The following is a 17855-nucleotide window of genomic DNA, read 5'->3' as shown; positions in this document are numbered from 1 at the left end:
GCGCTTCTCGATTCGTGATCGCTTCGGCGCCCGCCCCGGCCCGGCTCAGGTGGTGACGCGGAAGGTGGCGTCGGCGCGCTCGACCGCGGTGGCGACCGGGTCGAGGCGCAGCAGGTAGTTGTAGTGCCTGATGTAGCGGGTCGGGTGGTTGTAGGAGGAGAACGAGCTCCACGAGGCGTCGGCGAGGCCGGCCACGCGGTTGAACGTGGCGTCCGCGTTGAACTGCGAGGTCGCCTCGCGCGGGGCGAGCACGAAGTCGTAGTTCAGGTGCCGCAGGTAGTACCCGGGGTAGTTGACGGACTCGAAGGAGACGGCGCTGGAGGAGGCGAGGCCGGGCACGAGGCGGAACTGGGCGTCGGCCCCCGGGCTGACGCCGGCGTCGATCCGCACGTCCAGGTTCGCGTGGCGCACGTACCGGTCCTGGAAGTTGTAGGACTGGAGGCGGTTCCACACCGGGGCCTGGTAGCGGCCCAGGACCCGGTTCTCTTCGGCCTGGGTGAGGTTGAGGACGAAGCCGTGGCGCTTCAGGTTCCCCCCGAGGCTGTACCCGGAGGTGGTGCGGTAGCCGGAGACGGCGGCCGGGTTCGTGGTGAGGACCGGCATGTAGCCGCGGCCGGTGGCGTACTGGTCGAGCCACAGGGCCCACTCGGTGCGGTCGTTGAACTTGGCCCACATGGGGCCCTCGACGCCGCCGCCGGTGAGGTTCGCGAGGTCGCCGAGGCGGGTCCACGCGCCGGTGAGCGAGTTGCCGCCCTCGATGACGATCTGGCTGGTCTTGGAGGCGCGGTAGTAGCGGTAGCCGCCGGTGCTGCCGGCGGCCTCGACGATCTGGGTGTCGATGAGTCCTTCGGAGCCGGGGAGGTTGATGTAGACCTGCGGGGCGCTGAAGGAGCGGAAGTCGGTGGTGCGGGCGCTCCAGATGCGGTGCTTCTTGACGCCGTTCAGGGTCGAGTTGGTGGCCCAGTAGAGGAGGAAGTTCCCGGCCGCGGCGTCCCAGATGGCCTCGGGGGCCCAGGCGTTCCCGGCGTCGCCGATGGACCCGGCGACGTTGAGCAGCCACGGCAGGGACCAGTTGACGAGGTCCGCGGACTCCCAGACGACGAGGTTGCGGCTGCCGCGGTTGGCGGCGTCGTCCCAGGAGGTGCCCGAGCCGATGCGCAGGTCGGTGGCGACGATCCAGTAGCGGTTCCCGGCGGGGTTGCGCACGATGATGGGGTCGCGCACGCCCTGGGTGCCGATGGGGCTGCGGAGCACGATCTGGCCGCGGTTGAGGTCGGTCCAGTTGAGGCCGTTGTCGCTGTGGGCGAGGTAGATCTGCTCGCCGCCGGTGCCCTCGCCGATGAAGTGGGCCATGAGGTAGCCGGTGTAGGTCGTCTGGGCCGCCGCGGCGTCCGGGAAGGCGGCGACGAGGGGCGCGGCGGCGGCCGCGCTGAACAGTCCGCGGCGCGTCATGCGCGCGGAACGGGATGAGGACATTGGCCACTCCTATGTGGGGGCTAGGCAGCCGGAACAGGTGATGTGAAGGCTAACATCGCTCCATCGAAGCAGTCAACATCTTCGATGCAAGGGTGGGGTCAGGGACGCTGGGGAGGCGGCGCGGCCAGAAGTCGGGCGGCGCTGGCAGGCGGCACAGCGGAACGACACAGCGGAACGGCACTGTAAGGCGGCACTGTCAGGAGGCGCTGTCAGGAGGCGAAGCGCGCCGGGGTGGTGCCCACGACGCGCTTGAAGTGGCGGGTCAGGTGCGACTGGTCGTAGAACCCGGTGGCGGCGGCCACCGCGTGGACCGGCCGCCCGGCGAGCAGGAGGCGGCGGGCCCGGTCGATCCGGCGCGTCACCAGGTACTGGTGCGGGGCGATGCCGAACTCGCGGCTGAAGGCGCGCACCAGGTGCGCGGGGTGCGCGTGCAGCTCGGCCGCGGCCTCGCGCAGGCCCAGGCCGGACTCGATGCGGCGGTCGAGGAGGTCCCGCATCGCGAGCGCGAGGCGCCGGTCGCGGACCGGCGCGGCGGCCGGCTCGCGGCGGCGCAGGTGCCGGCGCAGCCGGTCGGCCACGAGCTCGACGCGGCTCTCCGCCTCCAGCTCGTCGCCGGGCCGCAGCGACTCGTGCAGGCGGTGGACCTGCTTGCGCAGCAGCGGGTCGGGGATCTCGGGGCCGTCGACGGCGCGGCCGATGAGGCCGTCGTCCAGGAGGGTCGAGTCGAGGTAGAGGACCCGCTTGCGGAACCCGTGCGGCGTCGCGGACTGGCCGTCGTGCGGGACGTGCGGCGGCAGGAGCGTCACGATCGAGTCGAGCGCGCCGTGCTCGTGCCGGTCCAGGTCGTAGCGGACGGCGCCCTCGTCGATGAGGAGCAGCGTCCACGTCTCGTGGACGTGCATCGGGTAGGCGTGGTCGGTGAAGCGGGCGTGGAACGCCTCCGCGACCCCGCCCACGGCCGGGCGCCACGCCTTGACCTCGACCACCACGTTAAGAACGTACAAGACGCCGGGCCGGTCCGGTTCGTAGCGTTGCCCGCATGGAAGCAGCAGCACCCGTCCGGTTCGACACCAAGATCGCGGTCCTCCTCCGCGCCGACCTCGCCGTCTGGCAGCGCCTGAACGTCACGGCGTTCCTCGTCAGCGGGCTCGGCACCGCCGAGCCGGAGGTGGTCGGCGAGCCGTACGAGGACGCGGCCGGCAACGCGTACCTGCCGATGTTCCGCCAGCCGGTGATGGTCCTGGAGGCGGCGGGCGAGCAGCTCGCGGCCTCGCACGCGAAGGCGCTGGCGCGCGGGATGCGCCTGTCGCTGTTCACGACCGAGCTGTTCGCGACCGGCCACGACGGCGCGAACCGGGCCGCGGTCCGCGCGGCCGACAAGCTCGACCTGGCCGGGATCGGGGTGTACGGCCCGAAGAACGCGGTCGACCGCGTGGTCAAGGGCGCGCGGATGCACCCGTAGCGGCCGGGCCGGGCCCGGCGGCGCCCCGCGGCACGTCCGGGCGTAGGTTCCGGTCAGCGGCCGGTGCGCGAGGCACCGGACCGGACCGGACGAGGAGACGGGCACTGATGCGGTTGACGGCCTTCCGCGTAGGCGCCGCGGCATGGACGGTTACCGGCCTCGTCCACGACGCCCTGGAACTCGCCCTGCCCGGTGACCCCGAGCTGGAGGCGGCGATGCGGGCCGCGTCGGTCCAGCTCGGCCCGGTCTCACTTGAGGCGGCGGCGCTGTACCGCGGGCTGAGCCTCGCCATGGGCCTGGCCATGATCGTCGCCGGCGTGCTGCTCTGGATGATCGCCCGGGCCTTCCGCACCGAACCGGAACGGGCGCGCCCGTTCGGATTCGTCGCCCTGGCCGGCTCCGCCGCCGTACTCGCCTTGGCCGCGTTCATGATTCCCGGTCCGCCGCTGGTGACGTTCGGCGTCGCGACCGCCGCGTTCGCGGTCGCGCTGGCGCCGCGCCGCGCCGCGCGCTGAACCGTCACGCCCGCCGGCGGTCCACGACGGCGGCGGCGATGAGCAGGCCCGCGGTCACGTAGACGAACATGAATCCGCTCGGGCCGATGAGCCATAGGCAGGCGGAGACCCACGCGACGAGCGTGATCGCGACGCCGAGCCCGAAGCGCGTCCCCTGCCGCGCGCCGCGGATCAGCAGGGCGCCCGCGAGCGCGCCGGGGACGACGATGCCTCCCGGCAGTGCCCAGAAGACCGCGACGGACTCCATGTCGGCCTCGCCGGATCGCAGCGTCCCGTCGAGCCATTCGCCCCAAGGCACCTGCGGGACGAACACGGCGGTGTGGAGTACGGCGATCGTGATGAGCGACCACCCGGCGAGGCGGGTGAGCCTCGCGGCGGCCGTCGAAGCGGGTCGTTCGCGCTGTGCTGGGGTGTCGATCATGCCCCGAACCTATGCGCGCCGCGAGGCGCCGGACTCCCCCTCGCGGGCCATTCGGGTCCCCCGCGCGGGGGAGCCGACCAGCGGCGAATGTCGTGCGACCCGGCGCACGCCGCCGCAGGGACCGAGAGGGGCCCCTCGAGGTCGGACCGGTTGCGCCGCAACCGTCGCCTCAAGGGGCCCCGTCGTTTCGGCGGCCGGGTCCGGATCGGACTCCGGCCCGGCCGCGCGGCGTCGCTAGTCGCCCCAGTTAGCGGCGGCCCGGCGGCGGCGGACGGCGACCACGGTCAGGACGCCGGCGATGCCGAGGACCGCGGCCCCGGCGACCGCGGCGGTGAGCGCCGCGCCGGTGGTCGGCAGCTTGCCGCCGCCGCCCGGCTCCTCGACCTCCTCCACGAACTCGGCGATGCCCCAGTTCGCGTTGGTGTTCCAGGACAGGCCGGTCGGGTCGTACCAGGTGTGGACGGCGGTGCGGGCGCCGTCGGTGCCGTCGTTGACCTGGAGCTCCAGGCCGTGCTCGGTGCCGACGGCGGCCTGCTCGGGCGCCATCGCGACGTGGACCTCCACGGTGTAGCCGGTGTCGGTCACGGCCGCGGCGCTGACGACCTCGCCGGCCTCGGGCCCGTTGCCGCCCAAGGTGACGACGTTGCTGAAGCTGATGCGGTACTGGCCGTCGGCCTCGCCGTAGCCGCCCTCCTTCGCGTTGCCGGGGTTGAGGAAGACCTCGACGGAGTCCTGCTCCCACGGGTTGGCGCTGGACTCGTCCAGGGCCGGGTCGGTGACCTCGAAGAGGGCGTACAGGCCCGCCTCGTCCCACAGGAGCGAGACGTCGGCCTTCGCGCCGTCGGCCGAGCCTTCCACGGTGACCTCGGTCGCGACCGTGGAGGCGCCGTCCCAGACGCCGTCCCTGGCGCCGTCGATCTCGGGCGCGGCGTCGGCCAGCGGCACCTGGACGCGGGCGTACTCCGGCTCCTCCTCGTCGGGGATCTCCGGCAGGACGCTCGGGTCCACGATGCCCCAGTAGGCCCACTTGGAGCGCAGCGCGTCGCTGAAGACCAGCGGGCTCTCCAGCGGGCGGGTCTCGGAGCGCAGCCAGGAGCGGCCGTCGTGCAGGCCCCACACGGTCACCGACTCGAGGAGGTCGCCGTGCTCGCGGTACATCGCGAACAGGTCGCGGAAGTAGTGGCCCTGCTCGATGAGGCGGGCCTCCAGCTGCGGGAACTCCTCCCCCTCGCCGGGCGCGCCGATGGCCACGTCGAGTTCGGTGACCGCTTGCAGCACACCGAGGTCGGCGAACTTGAGCAGGCTCTCCTCGACCTGGTCGATGGAGGTGTTCAGGTTGACGTGGGTCTGGTGGCCCACGCCGTCGACCGGGACGCCCGCGGCGAGCATGTCCTCGACCAGGCCGTAGAGGTTGTCGCGCTTGCCGGGGTTCTCGGTGCCGTAGTCGTTGATGAACAGCTTGACGTCGGTGGCGCCCACGGCGTCGAACTCGGCGCGCGCGATGCGGAACGCCTCGTAGACGTACTCGGGGCCCTCGAAGATCTCGTACCAGCGGCTGTGGCGGTAGACCTCGGCGTTGTTGTCGCTGATGACCTCGTTGACGACGTCCCAGGCCCAGATGCGGTCCCCGTAGTGCTCGGCGAGCGCCCCGATGTGGGCTTCGAGCCGGTCGAGCATGATCTGGCGGTCCTCGTCGGAACTCCCCAGGGGCTCACCGGCGTTCGGGTGCCCGGCGGGGTACTCGAACCACCATTCGGGGACCTGCGTGGTGTGCCACAGGAACGTGTGGCCGTAGATCTCCATGCCGTTGGCCTCGGCGTACTCCACGAGCTCGTCCGCGGCGTCGAAGGTGAACTCGCCCTCGGTCGGCTGGATCGCGTCGGGCTTCATGTGGTTCTCGGCGGTGATCTGGTTGAAGTGCTTGTTCAGCAGCTGCCCCGAGGACTCGACCAGGTCGCGGCCGTCGACCGCGGCCCCGATGCGGAAGTCGTCGGCGACGACGTCCTTGAGGTTCGGGATGTCGGGCTCGATCCCGGGCGGCTCGAGCTCGGTGACGGTGAAGTCGTCGATCCAGTAGGAGGCGTCCACAGTGGGCGACTCGACGTAGAACGTCAGGCTCGTGGCGGGCGAGGCGATGCTGTACTCGCCGCTCAGCTCCGTCCACTCGGCGCCGGCCGGGGCCTGGTAGACGACGGAGTCGTAGGAGGTGCCGTCGGCGGTCTCGCGCTGGACGGTGGCGGTGAGCGCCTCGCCGGCGCTGCCGTCGGCGAAGCGCACGGACAGGGCGATCTCGTAGACGCCGCCGGGTTCGACCACGTCGGTCAGGTCGAGCGAGGGGCCGTGCCAGTCGGCGGAGCGGCCGGTCGTGAGCAGGGCGCCGTCCTCGACGGCGAGCGAGACCGGCCCGCGCGGGGCCCAGTCCCCGACGGTGCCGTCCTCGAAGTCCGAGGAGTACACGACGCCGTCCTGAGCGGCGGCGGCAGGGGCGAACGCGAACGCCGCCGCGGGCAGGAGCAGGGCTCCGCCCACCAGCGCGGGCAGACGCCGGCGCCGTTCGCGTGCTTGATGATTCATGGGTTGCAGGCTCCATCGCGGAGGAGGGATACGAGACTCCGAAAGTTTCGGTATTTCCATGAAACTTTCAGGTGAGGGTGGGGCCATGATATGCACGACTTCGATCGCTGTCAATCTGCGTCCCGGATCGCGTGAACGGCGGGTGCACAAGAGCTGAACGGCCGATCACCACAGGACCGTTCGGCGGCGCGGCGCGCGGCGTAGAACGGAAGGATGCACGAATCCGCGCTGCCGCAGCGGGAGGCCGTCGACCTCTCCCTCTTGAAAGACATTGTGGACACGCACGACCGGTCGGGGCCGTTCGCGCTGGCGCAGAGCGCGTTCGACCGCGCGCGGGACTGGTCGCCGCGGGACTTCGCCTTCGCCGCCAAGCGCCTCGCGGACGCGGGCTACCTCGACGTCCAGTACGGGCCCGGCGGGTTCGTGCGCTACGTGCGCGGCGTGTCCGCGCAGGCCCGGCACCTGGTCGCCGGGAGGCCCGGGCGCGCCGCCGTGCCGGAGCCGGGGCTCGACGCCCTCCGCGGGCAGCTCCAGGACCTGCTGTCCCGGGCCGCTCGAGCGCTCCAGTCGGAGCCGGACCACCCGCAGGCCGCCCGCTGGCGGGCGGTCCTGGAGGCGGGCCTCGACCTGAGTCCGGCGGCCGCCGAGGGCGCGGCCCTTCACGCCCCGTCGGGGCCGTAGCCGGCGAGGAAGAGGTCCACCGCGGCCGCCACCGGCGCGCCGTCCGGGGCCGCCTCGTCGGCGTCGGTCAGCAGCAGCCGGTTCAGCGGCGACCCGATGACGAGCCAGGTGAACTGGTCGGCCGCCAATAGCGGGTCCGGAATGGACAGACGGCCCTGCTCGCAGAGCTCCCGGAGCGCGTCGGCGAGCGCGCGGATGTTGCGCTCCCAGCTCGCTTCGAGATAGCCCGCCGCCACGTGCGGAAGGCGCCTCGCCTCGGCGGTCACCAGGCGGCGCATGTTCAGGACGTCGCGACTGAGGACGCCGCGGCGCATCACCTCCGCGAGGCCGGCGAGGTCGGCGCGGGTGTCGCCGCCGGCGACGAGCCGTTCGAGGTGCGGCCGCATCGCGTCGCGCCCCGCGTCGGCCCAGGCGCGCACGACCGCGGCGAACAGGGCGTCCTTGGACGGGTGCTCGCGGTAGAGGGACGCCTTGGAGATCTGCGCCCGGGCCGCGACGGCGTCCATCGTGGTTCCGGCGTAGCCGCGTTCGAGGAAGACTTCGCGGGCGGCGGCGAGGAGCTCGGCTCCGGTCCTGCCGGGCGGGCGGCCGCGCCGGGGGGCGGTGTCAGTCATGCCGCGATTTTAGTACTTGACGGGACTGAATACGAGGGCTAGGGTATTTCAGTACTACCAAGTACTGAAGGAGCCCGCCATGATCCTCGCCATCGCGGTCGCCACGATCGCCTCGTTCGTCTTCAGCGCCGTCCTCTACGGCGCTCCACCGGTCGCCGCGTACGTGCGGCGGCACAGCACGCCCCGGCCGGGCCTGGCCGTCCCCGTCCAGATGGGCGCGGTCGTCCTCCGCAGCCTCGTGGCGGCCTGCCTCGTCGCCGGCCTCATGCACACCGCCGGCTGGACCGGCGCCGGCGCCGGGGCGCTCCTCGGCCTGGCCCTCGGCGCGCTCCCCACCGCGATCCTCACCGGGGCCGTGGTCCACGAAGGCATACCGGTGCCCCTCGCCGCGCTCCACGCCTTCGACTGGGTCGCCAAACTCGTCGTCATCGGCGCGCTCGTCGGCCTGCTCGCCTAAGCTGCCAGGAGGAGGAATCATGTCCGCAGGACCGCTCGACATCCACTTCACCGCCGCCCTCGGCAAAGTCCGCCCCGGCGACACCTGGACCTGCGTCCAGCTCCCCGACTCGGCCGCCGTCTTCGGCACCCGCGGGCTGGTCAAGGTCGAGGGCACCGTCGACGGCGTCCCGTTCCGCGGCGCCTTCATGGCCCTGGGCGACGGCACCCACAAGCTCCCCGTGGCCGCCGCCGTCCGCAAGCGGATCGGCAAGACCGACGGCGACACCGTCGAAGTCCACCTCACCAAGCGCCTGAACTGAACGCCCCGGGCGCTCGGCTCGCCTCGCGCGGAAGGCGGACCAGGGACCGGCCGCGGGGCCGCTCAGCAGGGGCCGTTGAAGACGAGGCCGCCGAGCACCGAGTTGCGCACGCACAGGTCGAGGTCGAGCCCCTTGTTGCCGATCGCGACGATGCGGATGCCCTTGAGGCTGCCGTTGTTGCCGTCGTACTGGGGCTTCACCAGGTAGAAGATGTCCTGGTTCCGTGAGAGCCGCCTGACGATCTGCTCGGCCCGCTTCATGTACGGGTCGTTGTTGGCGCGCTGGAAGCAGGTGACGAGGTTCGCCACGTCGGTTCCGCTGCCGCCCAAGGTGTTCGCGATGAGGTGGCAGCGGGAGCGCTGGCCCTGACTCGCCCGGCCCGGGTTGCTGGTGGGCCAGTCCCAGGGCTCGATCGAGGACGACGCCGGGGTGCCGCCGGTGTAGGAGCCGCCGCAGAGGTAGACCCAGGCGCCCTGGGCCTGGTCGCCCGCGTTGCGGGTGGCGGTGTTGCTGGGCGCGACCGCGCTCTTGGCGGGCGCGTAGACGGGTTGGCGCATGGCGGAGGTGCACTCCTCGTCGGGGTCGCGCCAGACGACGTCGGTGATCCGGTCGTGCTCGTCCACGGTCACCGCTCCCCGCGCCTTGAGCTGCCCGAGCAGGTCGGTGCCGGCGAGGAGGCCGTTGAGCAGGTCGAGTTGGGCGGTCGAGACCGAGGCGGTCGCGGTGCCGCACAGCTGACCGGCGCTCCAGGTGGAGCGCCCGACCTGGTTCGACACGGTGACCTGGTCGAGGGCGGGGCCGGTCCCGGTGCAGGCGCCGCTGTCGCGGAGGCCGTCCTGGAGCTGCTCCCCCAGGGGCGCGGTGTCGGTCAGGGCGTTCGGGGAGGCGTCGCCGGTGAGCAGGTCGGGGTTCGGGTCGGCCTCGATCGTGACCGAGACCGGGCAGCCGTTCGCGACCGCGTCGGCGAACGCGGACGACGCACTGGTGTCCATTGAGGACAGCGCGTCGGCGGCCGCGGCGCCGGCGTCCCGACCGCCGTCGCCCGTGACGATCTCGCACCGCGACGTGGCCGGATCGCCGCTGTCGCTGATGATCTCGACCGCCGTGATCCGGCCGTCGGCGTCGAGCCGCGGGAGGAACGAGACGGTCGGCTCGGCGGGGTCGGCGAGGGCGCGCAGGGCCGCGTCGAGTCCGGCCTGGTAGAGCGCGTAGTCGTCGGCGAACAGGTTCGACTGGTGGCCGGCGATGCCCGACCAGCCGCGGAACCGGTCGCCGTACCCGGCGAGCCGGGACTGGACGGGGAGCGGGCTGTAGTCGCCGAGGCCGGGGTCGGCGCTGGAGGCCCATTCGGCCGACGTGAGGGCGGATTCGGGGGCCACCTCCTCGTCGAGCATCCGCTCGACGGTGTCGAGGACGGCCGGTTTCATGGCGGCGTCGACCATGCCCATGATCGAGTCGAGCCAGTACTGGTAGGCGGTGCCGAGCCGGTCGGCGAGCCGGCGGTACTTGTCCTCGTCGTCGCCGTGGAGTTCCCTGGAGTAGACGACGGCCGCGTAGTTGACGGTCACGCTGGTCGTCTGGCCCGGCGCCGGGGTCGGCGCCTGGTTCGCCATGCTCAAGGTCGGCGTCGAGGCGGTCTGGCCGGGCTGGATGACGCCGAGGTCGTGCCGCTGCGGGCCCATGCCCGGCGTCGCCGAGACCTCCACGACCGCGCTGCCGGCGGCGGTGCCGGTGTTGGTGACCGCGGCCGACCAGGTGCAGGTCGGGGTGTCGCAATAGGACGCGTTGACCTCGACTTCGAACGCGGGCTGGCCGGTCGGCAGGTCCGCCTGCGGCGGTGGCGGGACCGCGTCGGCCGGGGGCGCGGCCTCGGCGCTGTCCGGGTCGGCGGACGGCGGCGCGGTCGACTCCCCCGCGACCGTGCTCGACGCGGCGGACCTGACGGTGTCGGCGCCGCTCTGGTCGAGGCGCGCCGGCTGGATCGCGATGCTCTCGCCGCCGGTCAGCGACCCGTACGGCCGCGCCTCGGCCCCGGCGCCGTCGACGGCCGGGACGACGACGAGGTCCGTGTCCGCGGCGGCGGCCGAGCGGAACATCCCCGAGTGGATCGGCCCGGTCAGCAGGAGCACTTCGGACGGCAGGGTGTCGGTGCGGATCAGCGTCCAGTCCAGATAGGTCGAGGCGATGACCGGGATGCCCTGGTACGTCGTCACGGCCGGGTCGACGGCGCCCTCCTCGTCGATGGACCGGATCAGCTCCGCGAGCGCGGCCGGCGTGAGGTCCGTGGTGATGTCGATGGGGAACGAGAGGCCGTCGTCGGGCTGCACCCACGTGCCGGCGGCCCCGGCCGCCCGCCCGGGAGCGCGGCGCCCCCACCAGCCGGCGTCGCCCCACACCGCGGTGCCGTCCGGTGTGGACCTGACGGTCGCCGAGCCGGACGTCCCGTCGAGGATGCTCTGCTCGGCGTAGCCGTCGGCGGTGACGGCCATCCACCCCGAGGAGACCACGCCGTCCGCGGCGGAGAGGGTGTACGCGGCGCTGACGGCGTCGGCCTCGGCGTACACGGCGCCGGGATCGTCGGCGATGACGCCGACCTGCTGCGTCCCGGCGCGGTCGATGACGAACACCGCGGCGACGAACGCGGTGAACATGACGAGGACCGCGGCGAGCCACAACTCGCCGACCCGGTCGAGCCAGGACCTGCGCGGAGCCGCCGCGGGAGGGAAGGGCTGAGGGTGGGCGCTGTTCATGGAGCGAGCATCGGCGACCGGGTCCTCACCCCATCACCGATCGATCACTCAGCGGCCATCGACCGGACCGGACGGCGGCGGAGCCGCGGCGGTCGCGGTTCACGATCGCGGCCGGCCGTTCACGGGCGCGCGTCGCCCCTGGCGCCGAGGTCGGCGACGGCTTCGATCTCGATCAGGAATCGCGGGTCGATCAGGGCGCTGACTTCGACGAGGCTGGCGGTCGGGCGCGCGGCGGGGAGCGCGGCGAGCGCGGCTTCGCGGAAGGCTTGCAGGTCACCGATGTCGCGCAGGAAGTAGGTCACCTTGACGACCGCGTTCCAGTCGAGGTCGTGCGCCGCGAGGTGGCCGGCGATCTTCGCGAAGACCAGAGCGGTCTGCCCGGCGATGTCCGGGGGCACGGCGCCGTCGTCGGCGACGGGGACCTGGCCGGAGATGAACAGCAACGGGCCGTAGGCGATGCGGGTGTCGGTGAAGGTGCGCGGGTTCGAGGTCACGACGACCATGATCGCACCGCCGGAGGGGCACGGGCGCCGGGTGCGGGCCGGGGCCTGGAACCCGGGTTCGTCACCGGTCGCCTGGGACGGTGAGGCGGTCCATCGGGCCGCCGGGGTGCGGCGGCGGCGGTGTGCTCGGAGTGGGCGTGAACCTGCATGCCCTGGAAGTCGCCCTCCTGCGCGGCAGACTGTGCGCCGCGGGTCGTCGTCGGCGATCGCGTTGCGGGCCAGGGCGAGGTGCGCGTCACCCGCGTCCACGGCACGACCCCGAGCGCCTGCCGGAACCGGCCGGTCGGCGTCTGGACAGCGGTCTCCGCGGTTCGTTCGCCGCCGGCGAGCGGCCTGCGGCCAAGGGGCGCTTGCGGACCCGGTTGCGACCGCTACGTCGAACGGTGCTGTTCGAGGGCGACCGCGAGGTAGGCGTGGAGCGCCTGCTTCGCCTCTCGTGCGACCGCGGGGAGGTCGTCGTCGGAGGCGGCCATGATCAGTGGGAGCAGGCCGCGGAACATGTGGATGGCGACGCCCGCGGCGAGGCGGCGCTCCGCCGCGGGCAGGTGCGGGGCGCGCGCGGCGAAGATGCGGTCGAGGTGCTGGAAGATCAGCTCCTGCGCGGGCCGCTTCGCCTGCGCCAGTTCGGGAGTGATGCCCGGGTCGGCCAGGAGGATGTGGAAGCCGGGGTTGGCGCGGTCGAAGGCGATGATCGGGTCAAGGACGCGGTCGAGCAGGTCGCGGAGCGGGAGGTCGGCGCCGTCGACGGCGAAGGCCGCGCCGTGGGCGGCCTCCAGGCGCTCGACGTAGCGGGCCATGAGGGCCTCGGCGATCTCCTGCTTGCCGCGGAAGAACTGGTAGAGCGTGCCCGGCGAGGCGCCCGCGGCGGCGGCGATGGCGTTCGTGCTCGCCTTCGCGTAGCCGTGGGTCGCGAAGACCTCGGCGGCGGCGTCGAGGAGTTCGCCCATGCGCTTCTCCCCGCGGGCCTGGCGCTTCCGCGCCGGCTTGGCGGTGTCGTCTGCTGTGGCCTCGGTCATAGGCACCTTCCGGACTTGATATTACGAGCGACCGCTCGTATTTTTATTTGCGAGCGCTCACTCGCATTCTCAGTCTACGCCGGTCAGGAGACCCCGATGACGCCGCACGCGCCACCCCGCCAGACCACCGCCATGCACCGCTTGGGGCGCTTCGCGTTCCGGCGCCGCCGCGCCGTCCTCGCCACCGCGCTGCTCGTCCTCCTCGCCGCCGCGTTCACCGCCTCCGGGACGATGAACGCGCTCGTCCTCTCCCGCTACGAGGTCCCCGGCTCCGAGTCGATCACCACCGCCGAGCGCCTGGACCGGGACTTCGCCACCGGCTCGGCCAACGTCCTGCTCCTCGTCACCGCTGCCGACGGCGACGTCGACTCCCCCGCCAGCGCGGCCGCCGGGGCCGCGCTCGCTGCGGAACTCGGCCGCGCCGACGACGTGGTCCGCGTGCACTCGTACTGGGACGGCGCCTCGCCGGCCCTCCGCAGCGACGACGGCAGCCAGGCGCTCGTGACCGCTTACGTCCCAGGCGAGGTGACGTACGTGCGCGAGGAGGTCCTGCCGCGGCTCAAGGCCGAGTTCGAGCGCGGGGACGGTCCGCTGGCGGTCGCGATCGGCGGCTCCGACGAGCTGTTCCGCGAGGCCGCGCAGATCGCCCGCGAGGACTTCCTGCTCGCCGAGGCGATCGTCATCCCCGGCCTCCTGGTGCTCCTCATCGCCATCTACCGCCGCCCGGCGGCCGCGTTCCTCACGGTCGGGGTGGGCCTGTTCGCACTCGCGGTGTCGCTGGCGGCGGTGCGGTTCGTCGCCGCGCAGGTGGAGGTCTCGACGTTCGCCGCGAACCTGATCCTGGTCATGTCGATGGGCCTGGCGGTGGACTACTGCCTGTTCATCGTCAACCGGTACCGCGAGGAGGCGCTCGCGCACGACCGGGCCGAGGCGGTGGCCCGCACCGTCGCCAGCGCCGGCCGGACCGTCGTCTTCAGCGCCGTGACGGTGGCCGCGAGCCTGTCGGTGCTGCTGTTCATGCCGTTCCCGTTCCTGCGGTCCTTCGCGTACGCGGGCATCATCGTGCCCGCCGCGGCCGTGGTCGGCGCGGTCGTGGTCCTGCCTGCGGCACTGGCCGTCTGGGGCCGCCGCGTCGAGCGCCGGAGCCCGCAGCGGCCGCTCGCCGAGGGGCGCTGGTTCCGGCTCGCCGGCGCGGTCGTGCGCCGCCCGCTCCTGTGGGGAGCCGGGGCGCTGGTGCTCGTGCTGACCCTGGCCTCGCCGCTGCTGGACGTGCGCTTCGGCGTGCCCGATGAGCGGGCGCTGCCGGAGGACGCGGCGAGCCGCGTCGTCACCGACCAGGTCACCGGGAACTTCACCGCGGAGGAGACGGACGCGCTGCTCGTCCTGGCCGAGGACGCCGACGCGGCGGCCCTCGCCGCGTACGCCGCCGAACTGTCCCGAGTGGACGTCATCGCGCGGGTCGACTCGGCCGCGGGCGCGTTCGCCGAGGGCCGCCCGGTCGCGCCCGCCGACACGGAGCGGTTCGCCTGGCACGGCACGGACACGTGGCTGTCGGCCGTCCCGACCACCGAGGCGATGCGCGACGACCCGTACGCGATGGTCAGCGAGGTCCGCGCCGTCGAGGCGCCCTTCACGACCGCGGTCGCGGGCTACCCGGCGGCCCTGGCCGACTTCAGGGACGCGCTGCTCGACCGGTTGCCGCTGCTGCTGGCCCTCATCGTCGCGATCACGGTGGTGATCCTGTTCCTCATGACCGGCAGCGTGATCGCGCCGCTGAAGGCCACCGTCCTGAACGGACTGTCCATGGCGGTCATGTTCGGGGCCATGGTGTGGGTCTTCCAGGAGGGGAACCTCGCCGGGCTCATCGGGTTCACGCCGCAGGGCTCGTTCGAGCCGTCGATCCCGATCCTGATGTTCTGCATCGCCTACGGGCTCTCGATGGACTACGAGGTGTTCATGCTCGCCCGCATCAAGGAGGAGCACGACCGGACCGGCGATCGCACCGCCTCGATAGCCGCCGGCCTCCAGCGCTCGGCCCCGCTGGTGACCGCCGCCGCGCTGGTCCTGGCGTTCTCGTTCGCGGTGTACGCGACCGGCGACGTGGTCTTCCTCCAGATGCTGGGCCTGGGCATGGCGCTGGCGGTCGTCGTGGACGCCACCGTCATCCGCGGCGTCCTCCTGCCCGCCCTCATGCGCCTGACCAGCCGTTTCAACTGGTGGGCCCCGCCGCCGCTGCGGCGCCTGCACGACCGCGTCGGCCTCCGCGAAGGCTAGCCGCCGAGCGGCGGCGCGAACCGTGCCGGCTCAGATTTTTGCGGCCGAAGCGGGGCAACCGCGTGAAGCCTTGCGGCGTATCTAGCTTCGTTTGCTCACGTCGGACAGGCCGGCGTGATCCGTTGCGACACTTGGAGAATCAATGCTCAAGAGTGGGCCACAAGGTTCGCGGTCACCTGCGCCATCGGCGTCGGACTCATCGCCGGGACCGGGAGCGCCGCCTTCGCGGCCGACACCTGGCTGATCCTGTCCGACATCGACGGCCGCCAGGTCGGCGCCATGCAGCACGTCGACGACGGCGACTCGTTCCGGGTCTACGACTCGAACCGCGACGGCCACAGCGTCGAAGGCTGCCTCCAGTCGTGGACCCCCCGGACCGGCTGGGTCACCCTCCGCTGCAAGAACAACGACTCGGGAGCGGGGACGTACGAGAGCTTCAACTTCGACGTGATCACCGGGATCCCCTACCGGATGCGGCTGTGCAACGCCCTGGTGCCCTGCGCCACCCAGGGATTCAACGAGTAGCCGGAACCCCGGCCGCGGTCCCGCGTCGGGAGGGGGGAACGGCTCGCGCCGTTCTCCCCTGTCGCGTCGCGTCCGTCGAAGTCCACGCCGCCGCTGTGGCCCGTCCCTCGCCTCGAACAGCGGCTCAGAGCAGTCCGTGTGAGCGGAACATCCGCTCGTAGATCTCCTGGATCACCGGCTGCTTGCGGCGGTTGTACTCGGTGACGATCTCGCCCGCCGCGTTCGCCTCGGCGGCCGCGGCCGTCTTGGCTTCCTGGTACCTGGCCAGGTCCTCGGGATGGTCGATGAGCCACTGCCGGAACATGCGCTGCCGCTCGACCTCGGGGCAGCCCGGACCCCAGACGTGGAGGTTCGCGTTCGGGCGCGCGGACTTCAGGGCGCGGTGCTCATGCCAGGCGGGCTCGCGGATGACGAGCCTGAACCCCGCCTCCTCCAGCTCGGGCAGGTACGCCGACTCGTCGGCCGGGTCCGCGACGGTCAGGGCGATGTCGATGACCGGCTTCGCCGCGAGGCCGGGCACCGACGTCGAGCCCACGTGCTCGACGCTCAGGGCCTTGTCGCCCAGCGCCGCTCTGACGCGCGCGGCCAGCTCCTGGAAGCGGGCCGGCCAGGCCGGGTCGTACGCGGCGATGGCGATCGCCACCGGCTCCGGCCGCCCGCCGACCCAGATGCTGTCGTCGCGCGGGGTCTCGTGATGCCGCGTCAGGTCTTGACTCATCGATGCGCCTCCTTCGGGCGCCCAATTCTCACATGCTGACCGGTATGGGCCAACCTGATTACCTCGCCGAGCCGCCCCCGGCGGAGGAAGCGCGCGGAGGTCGCCGCGTTCGGTGCCGGCCACGCCCCGATCGGTCGATCGTCTAGGCGCGGCGACTCACCACGGCCCGGAACCGCTTCGGCGTGGTCACCGCGCCCCACCGGCGCCGCGGCGGGCCCGGCCGCGTCGTGACCGTCCGGTCCGCGAGCAGGTCGGCGGCGGTCTCCAGCACCGCGTTCGCGATGTGGACTCCAGTGCAGATGCGCGGACCCGCGCCGTAGGGCAGGTACGCGTGCGGGTCGTGGACGTCAGCGGCGAGCCACCGCGCCGGATCGAACCGGCTCGGGTCCTCGCGCCACCAGCGCGGGTCCGTGTGGAGCAGGAGCGGACTGAGGAAGACCGAGTCGCCCGCCGGGACCGTGACGTCCCCGAACGCGGTGTCCTCCAACAGGATTCGGCTGGTGAGCGTCACCGCCGGGTAGACCCGCAGGGTCTCCCGCACGACGGCCCGGTTCCATTCCTCGCGGTCCACCCCCGCCGGCCGGGATGGGCCGTGGGCGGCGTGAGCGGCCAGCAGCCACGCCAGGCCGGTGCCGCCGACCGTGTACAGGTTCTCGAGATTGATCGACAGCGACTGCGCGACTTCGAGGTCGGAGAACGCCGGCCGGTCGCCGTCGCGGGCGTCCACGAGCAGATCGAGCAGGTCCGAGGGCGGCTCCGCGGCGTCCCGGATCGCGCGCCGCGCGCCGACGTGCGCGACGAGGGCCCCGATCCACGCGTCGTTCGCGCGGCGGCGGCGGCGCGTCAGCGGGGACAACCACTCGGGCAGTTGGACCGAGGCCGAACCCGCCTCCAGAAGGAGGTCGCCCACGGCGGCGAAGGCGTCCCGCCGGTCGCCCTCCAGGTCGCGGACGAAGATGCCGCCGGCGGCGTCGAGGACGGCGTGCTCGCAGTCGCGGAGGCGGATCGGCGAGCGCCCCGGAGCGTCCAGGAATCGCTGGAGGGCACTCCGGATGACCGGTGCGGTCCGTTCGGCGACCTCGCGGCCGAGGCGATGCCACTGGGCGGTGCGCCTGGTGGCCATCCACGTCTCGACGCGATCGCGCAGGAGCGGCCGCTCCGCGAGCTTCTCGGGCGGCGCCGGCGCGTCGACCCGGGTCTCGCGATTCGTGCGGGCCAGCGCCCAGTGCACCCACGCGGGGCGGGCGACCGCGACCTTCCCCGGTGCGAAGGCGAACACGTCGCCGTATTCGTTCCGCAGCCGCTGGAGGCAGGCGATCGGGTCGCGGTCGAAGTCGTCGGGGGGAAGGCCCAACGGCCGCCGCGCCGGTCCTGGGAGCGGTACCGCCGAGTCCCCTGAATCGTTCTCGCTCAAGGGAATCGGGCGGATGTCGGCACTGCGACCGTTGGGAGTCGTCATTAGAGCCAGTAGTGCCAGGCGTACCAGCCGCGGGTGCCCTGCTTGCCTCCGACGGCGCGTACGGCGGCTGCCTTGACGAGACTGCGCATGCGTCCTCCATTCATCCGGG

At 72.7% G+C, this 17855-nt stretch carries 17 protein-coding genes; 7 read left to right on the top strand and 10 right to left on the bottom strand.

Going from position 1 to position 17855, the window contains the following annotated elements; translation table 11 throughout:
- Positions 1–45: 45 nt before the first annotated feature.
- On the bottom strand, positions 46–1452 hold the full coding sequence (locus EIW28_RS07780; RefSeq protein ID WP_125247564.1) for a glycoside hydrolase family 43 protein: 1407 nt from the start codon (positions 1450–1452) through the stop codon (positions 46–48).
- 233 nt (positions 1453–1685) lie between these two features.
- A complete protein-coding gene (locus EIW28_RS07775) occupies positions 1686–2465 on the bottom strand; it encodes a helix-turn-helix transcriptional regulator (RefSeq protein ID WP_232013845.1) in 780 nt (259 codons plus the stop codon).
- Between the two features lie 50 nt (positions 2466–2515).
- Between EIW28_RS07775 and EIW28_RS07770 the strand changes: the two genes are divergently transcribed.
- Positions 2516–2938 (top strand): DUF2000 domain-containing protein, encoded by a 423-nt coding sequence (locus EIW28_RS07770; protein WP_125247132.1) that lies wholly within the window; start codon positions 2516–2518, stop codon positions 2936–2938.
- Positions 2939–3045: 107 nt separating this feature from the next.
- Positions 3046–3453, top strand: a complete 408-nt coding sequence (locus tag EIW28_RS07765; RefSeq protein ID WP_125247131.1) for an LIC_13387 family protein — start codon at positions 3046–3048, stop codon at positions 3451–3453.
- A 4-nt stretch (positions 3454–3457) separates the two neighbouring features.
- On the opposite strand, the gene EIW28_RS07760 is transcribed toward EIW28_RS07765, so the two are convergent.
- On the bottom strand, positions 3458–3874 hold the full coding sequence (locus EIW28_RS07760; RefSeq protein ID WP_125247130.1) for a hypothetical protein: 417 nt from the start codon (positions 3872–3874) through the stop codon (positions 3458–3460).
- Between the two features lie 234 nt (positions 3875–4108).
- Positions 4109–6448: an endo-1,4-beta-xylanase gene (locus EIW28_RS07755; RefSeq protein WP_158630319.1), complete on the bottom strand. Its 2340-nt coding sequence runs from the start codon at positions 6446–6448 to the stop codon at positions 4109–4111.
- 213 nt (positions 6449–6661) lie between these two features.
- Between EIW28_RS07755 and EIW28_RS24125 the strand changes: the two genes are divergently transcribed.
- Complete coding sequence (locus EIW28_RS24125; RefSeq protein ID WP_158630318.1) at positions 6662–7129, top strand: hypothetical protein; 468 nt, start codon at positions 6662–6664, stop codon at positions 7127–7129.
- On the opposite strand, the gene EIW28_RS07745 is transcribed toward EIW28_RS24125, so the two are convergent.
- Entirely contained in the window at positions 7108–7743 is a 636-nt protein-coding gene (locus EIW28_RS07745; protein WP_125247128.1) for a TetR/AcrR family transcriptional regulator, read from the bottom strand. The two genes, EIW28_RS24125 and EIW28_RS07745, sit on opposite strands and share 22 nt — an antisense overlap.
- A 79-nt stretch (positions 7744–7822) precedes the next feature.
- Between EIW28_RS07745 and EIW28_RS07740 the strand changes: the two genes are divergently transcribed.
- Together EIW28_RS07740 and EIW28_RS07735 are read left to right on the top strand one after the other, a co-directional pair.
- Positions 7823–8200, top strand: a complete 378-nt coding sequence (locus EIW28_RS07740; protein WP_125247127.1) for a DUF1761 family protein — start codon at positions 7823–7825, stop codon at positions 8198–8200.
- Between the two features lie 19 nt (positions 8201–8219).
- Positions 8220–8501, top strand: a complete 282-nt coding sequence (locus EIW28_RS07735; protein WP_125247126.1) for a DUF1905 domain-containing protein — start codon at positions 8220–8222, stop codon at positions 8499–8501.
- A 62-nt stretch (positions 8502–8563) separates the two neighbouring features.
- Here EIW28_RS07735 and EIW28_RS07730 read toward each other — a convergent pair whose 3' ends face one another.
- The 3 genes from EIW28_RS07730 to EIW28_RS07720 all read right to left on the bottom strand — a co-directional run bounded on the left by EIW28_RS07730 (position 8564) and on the right by EIW28_RS07720 (position 12770).
- Entirely contained in the window at positions 8564–11251 is a 2688-nt protein-coding gene (locus tag EIW28_RS07730; RefSeq protein WP_125247125.1) for a DNA/RNA non-specific endonuclease, read from the bottom strand.
- Positions 11252–11370: 119 nt separating this feature from the next.
- Complete coding sequence (locus EIW28_RS07725; protein ID WP_197717144.1) at positions 11371–11745, bottom strand: RidA family protein; 375 nt, start codon at positions 11743–11745, stop codon at positions 11371–11373.
- 380 nt (positions 11746–12125) lie between these two features.
- The gene (locus EIW28_RS07720; protein ID WP_197717143.1) at positions 12126–12770 is read right to left on the bottom strand and encodes a TetR/AcrR family transcriptional regulator; all 645 of its coding nucleotides are present in this window, start codon (positions 12768–12770) and stop codon (positions 12126–12128) included.
- A gap of 96 nt (positions 12771–12866) precedes the next feature.
- Between EIW28_RS07720 and EIW28_RS07715 the strand changes: the two genes are divergently transcribed.
- Both EIW28_RS07715 and EIW28_RS07710 read left to right on the top strand, forming a co-directional pair.
- On the top strand, positions 12867–15044 hold the full coding sequence (locus tag EIW28_RS07715; RefSeq protein WP_125247123.1) for an MMPL family transporter: 2178 nt from the start codon (positions 12867–12869) through the stop codon (positions 15042–15044).
- Between the two features lie 114 nt (positions 15045–15158).
- The gene (locus tag EIW28_RS07710; RefSeq protein WP_125247122.1) at positions 15159–15569 is read left to right on the top strand and encodes a hypothetical protein; all 411 of its coding nucleotides are present in this window, start codon (positions 15159–15161) and stop codon (positions 15567–15569) included.
- 124 nt (positions 15570–15693) lie between these two features.
- Here EIW28_RS07710 and EIW28_RS07705 read toward each other — a convergent pair whose 3' ends face one another.
- Both EIW28_RS07705 and EIW28_RS07700 read right to left on the bottom strand, forming a co-directional pair.
- Positions 15694–16287, bottom strand: a complete 594-nt coding sequence (locus tag EIW28_RS07705; RefSeq protein ID WP_125247121.1) for a GrpB family protein — start codon at positions 16285–16287, stop codon at positions 15694–15696.
- 142 nt (positions 16288–16429) lie between these two features.
- Positions 16430–17641 (bottom strand): cytochrome P450, encoded by a 1212-nt coding sequence (locus EIW28_RS07700; protein WP_125247120.1) that lies wholly within the window; start codon positions 17639–17641, stop codon positions 16430–16432.
- Positions 17642–17855: the final 214 nt, after the last annotated feature.

This window comes from Glycomyces terrestris (genome assembly GCF_003933745.1).
GTDB lineage: Bacteria > Actinomycetota > Actinomycetes > Mycobacteriales > Micromonosporaceae > Glycomyces > Glycomyces terrestris.
The sequence above is the reverse complement of the archived record's forward strand: the minus strand, read 5'-3'. Positions and strand labels throughout refer to the sequence as shown.

What these genes read in the sequence shown, in the direction of transcription:
- EIW28_RS07755 (WP_158630319.1), bottom strand. Translation starts at nt 6,448, where the DNA reads ATGAATCATCAAGCACGCGAACGGCGCCGGCGTCTGCCCGCGCTGGTG.
- EIW28_RS07720 (WP_197717143.1), bottom strand. Translation starts at nt 12,770, where the DNA reads ATGACCGAGGCCACAGCAGACGACACCGCCAAGCCGGCGCGGAAGCGC.
- EIW28_RS07780 (WP_125247564.1), bottom strand. Translation starts at nt 1,452, where the DNA reads ATGACGCGCCGCGGACTGTTCAGCGCGGCCGCCGCCGCGCCCCTCGTC.
- EIW28_RS07740 (WP_125247127.1), top strand. Translation starts at nt 7,823, where the DNA reads ATGATCCTCGCCATCGCGGTCGCCACGATCGCCTCGTTCGTCTTCAGC.
- EIW28_RS07705 (WP_125247121.1), bottom strand. Translation starts at nt 16,287, where the DNA reads ATGAGTCAAGACCTGACGCGGCATCACGAGACCCCGCGCGACGACAGC.
- EIW28_RS07770 (WP_125247132.1), top strand. Translation starts at nt 2,516, where the DNA reads ATGGAAGCAGCAGCACCCGTCCGGTTCGACACCAAGATCGCGGTCCTC.
- EIW28_RS24125 (WP_158630318.1), top strand. Translation starts at nt 6,662, where the DNA reads ATGCACGAATCCGCGCTGCCGCAGCGGGAGGCCGTCGACCTCTCCCTC.
- EIW28_RS07760 (WP_125247130.1), bottom strand. Translation starts at nt 3,874, where the DNA reads ATGATCGACACCCCAGCACAGCGCGAACGACCCGCTTCGACGGCCGCC.
- EIW28_RS07745 (WP_125247128.1), bottom strand. Translation starts at nt 7,743, where the DNA reads ATGACTGACACCGCCCCCCGGCGCGGCCGCCCGCCCGGCAGGACCGGA.
- EIW28_RS07735 (WP_125247126.1), top strand. Translation starts at nt 8,220, where the DNA reads ATGTCCGCAGGACCGCTCGACATCCACTTCACCGCCGCCCTCGGCAAA.
- EIW28_RS07765 (WP_125247131.1), top strand. Translation starts at nt 3,046, where the DNA reads ATGCGGTTGACGGCCTTCCGCGTAGGCGCCGCGGCATGGACGGTTACC.
- EIW28_RS07715 (WP_125247123.1), top strand. Translation starts at nt 12,867, where the DNA reads ATGACGCCGCACGCGCCACCCCGCCAGACCACCGCCATGCACCGCTTG.
- EIW28_RS07730 (WP_125247125.1), bottom strand. Translation starts at nt 11,251, where the DNA reads ATGAACAGCGCCCACCCTCAGCCCTTCCCTCCCGCGGCGGCTCCGCGC.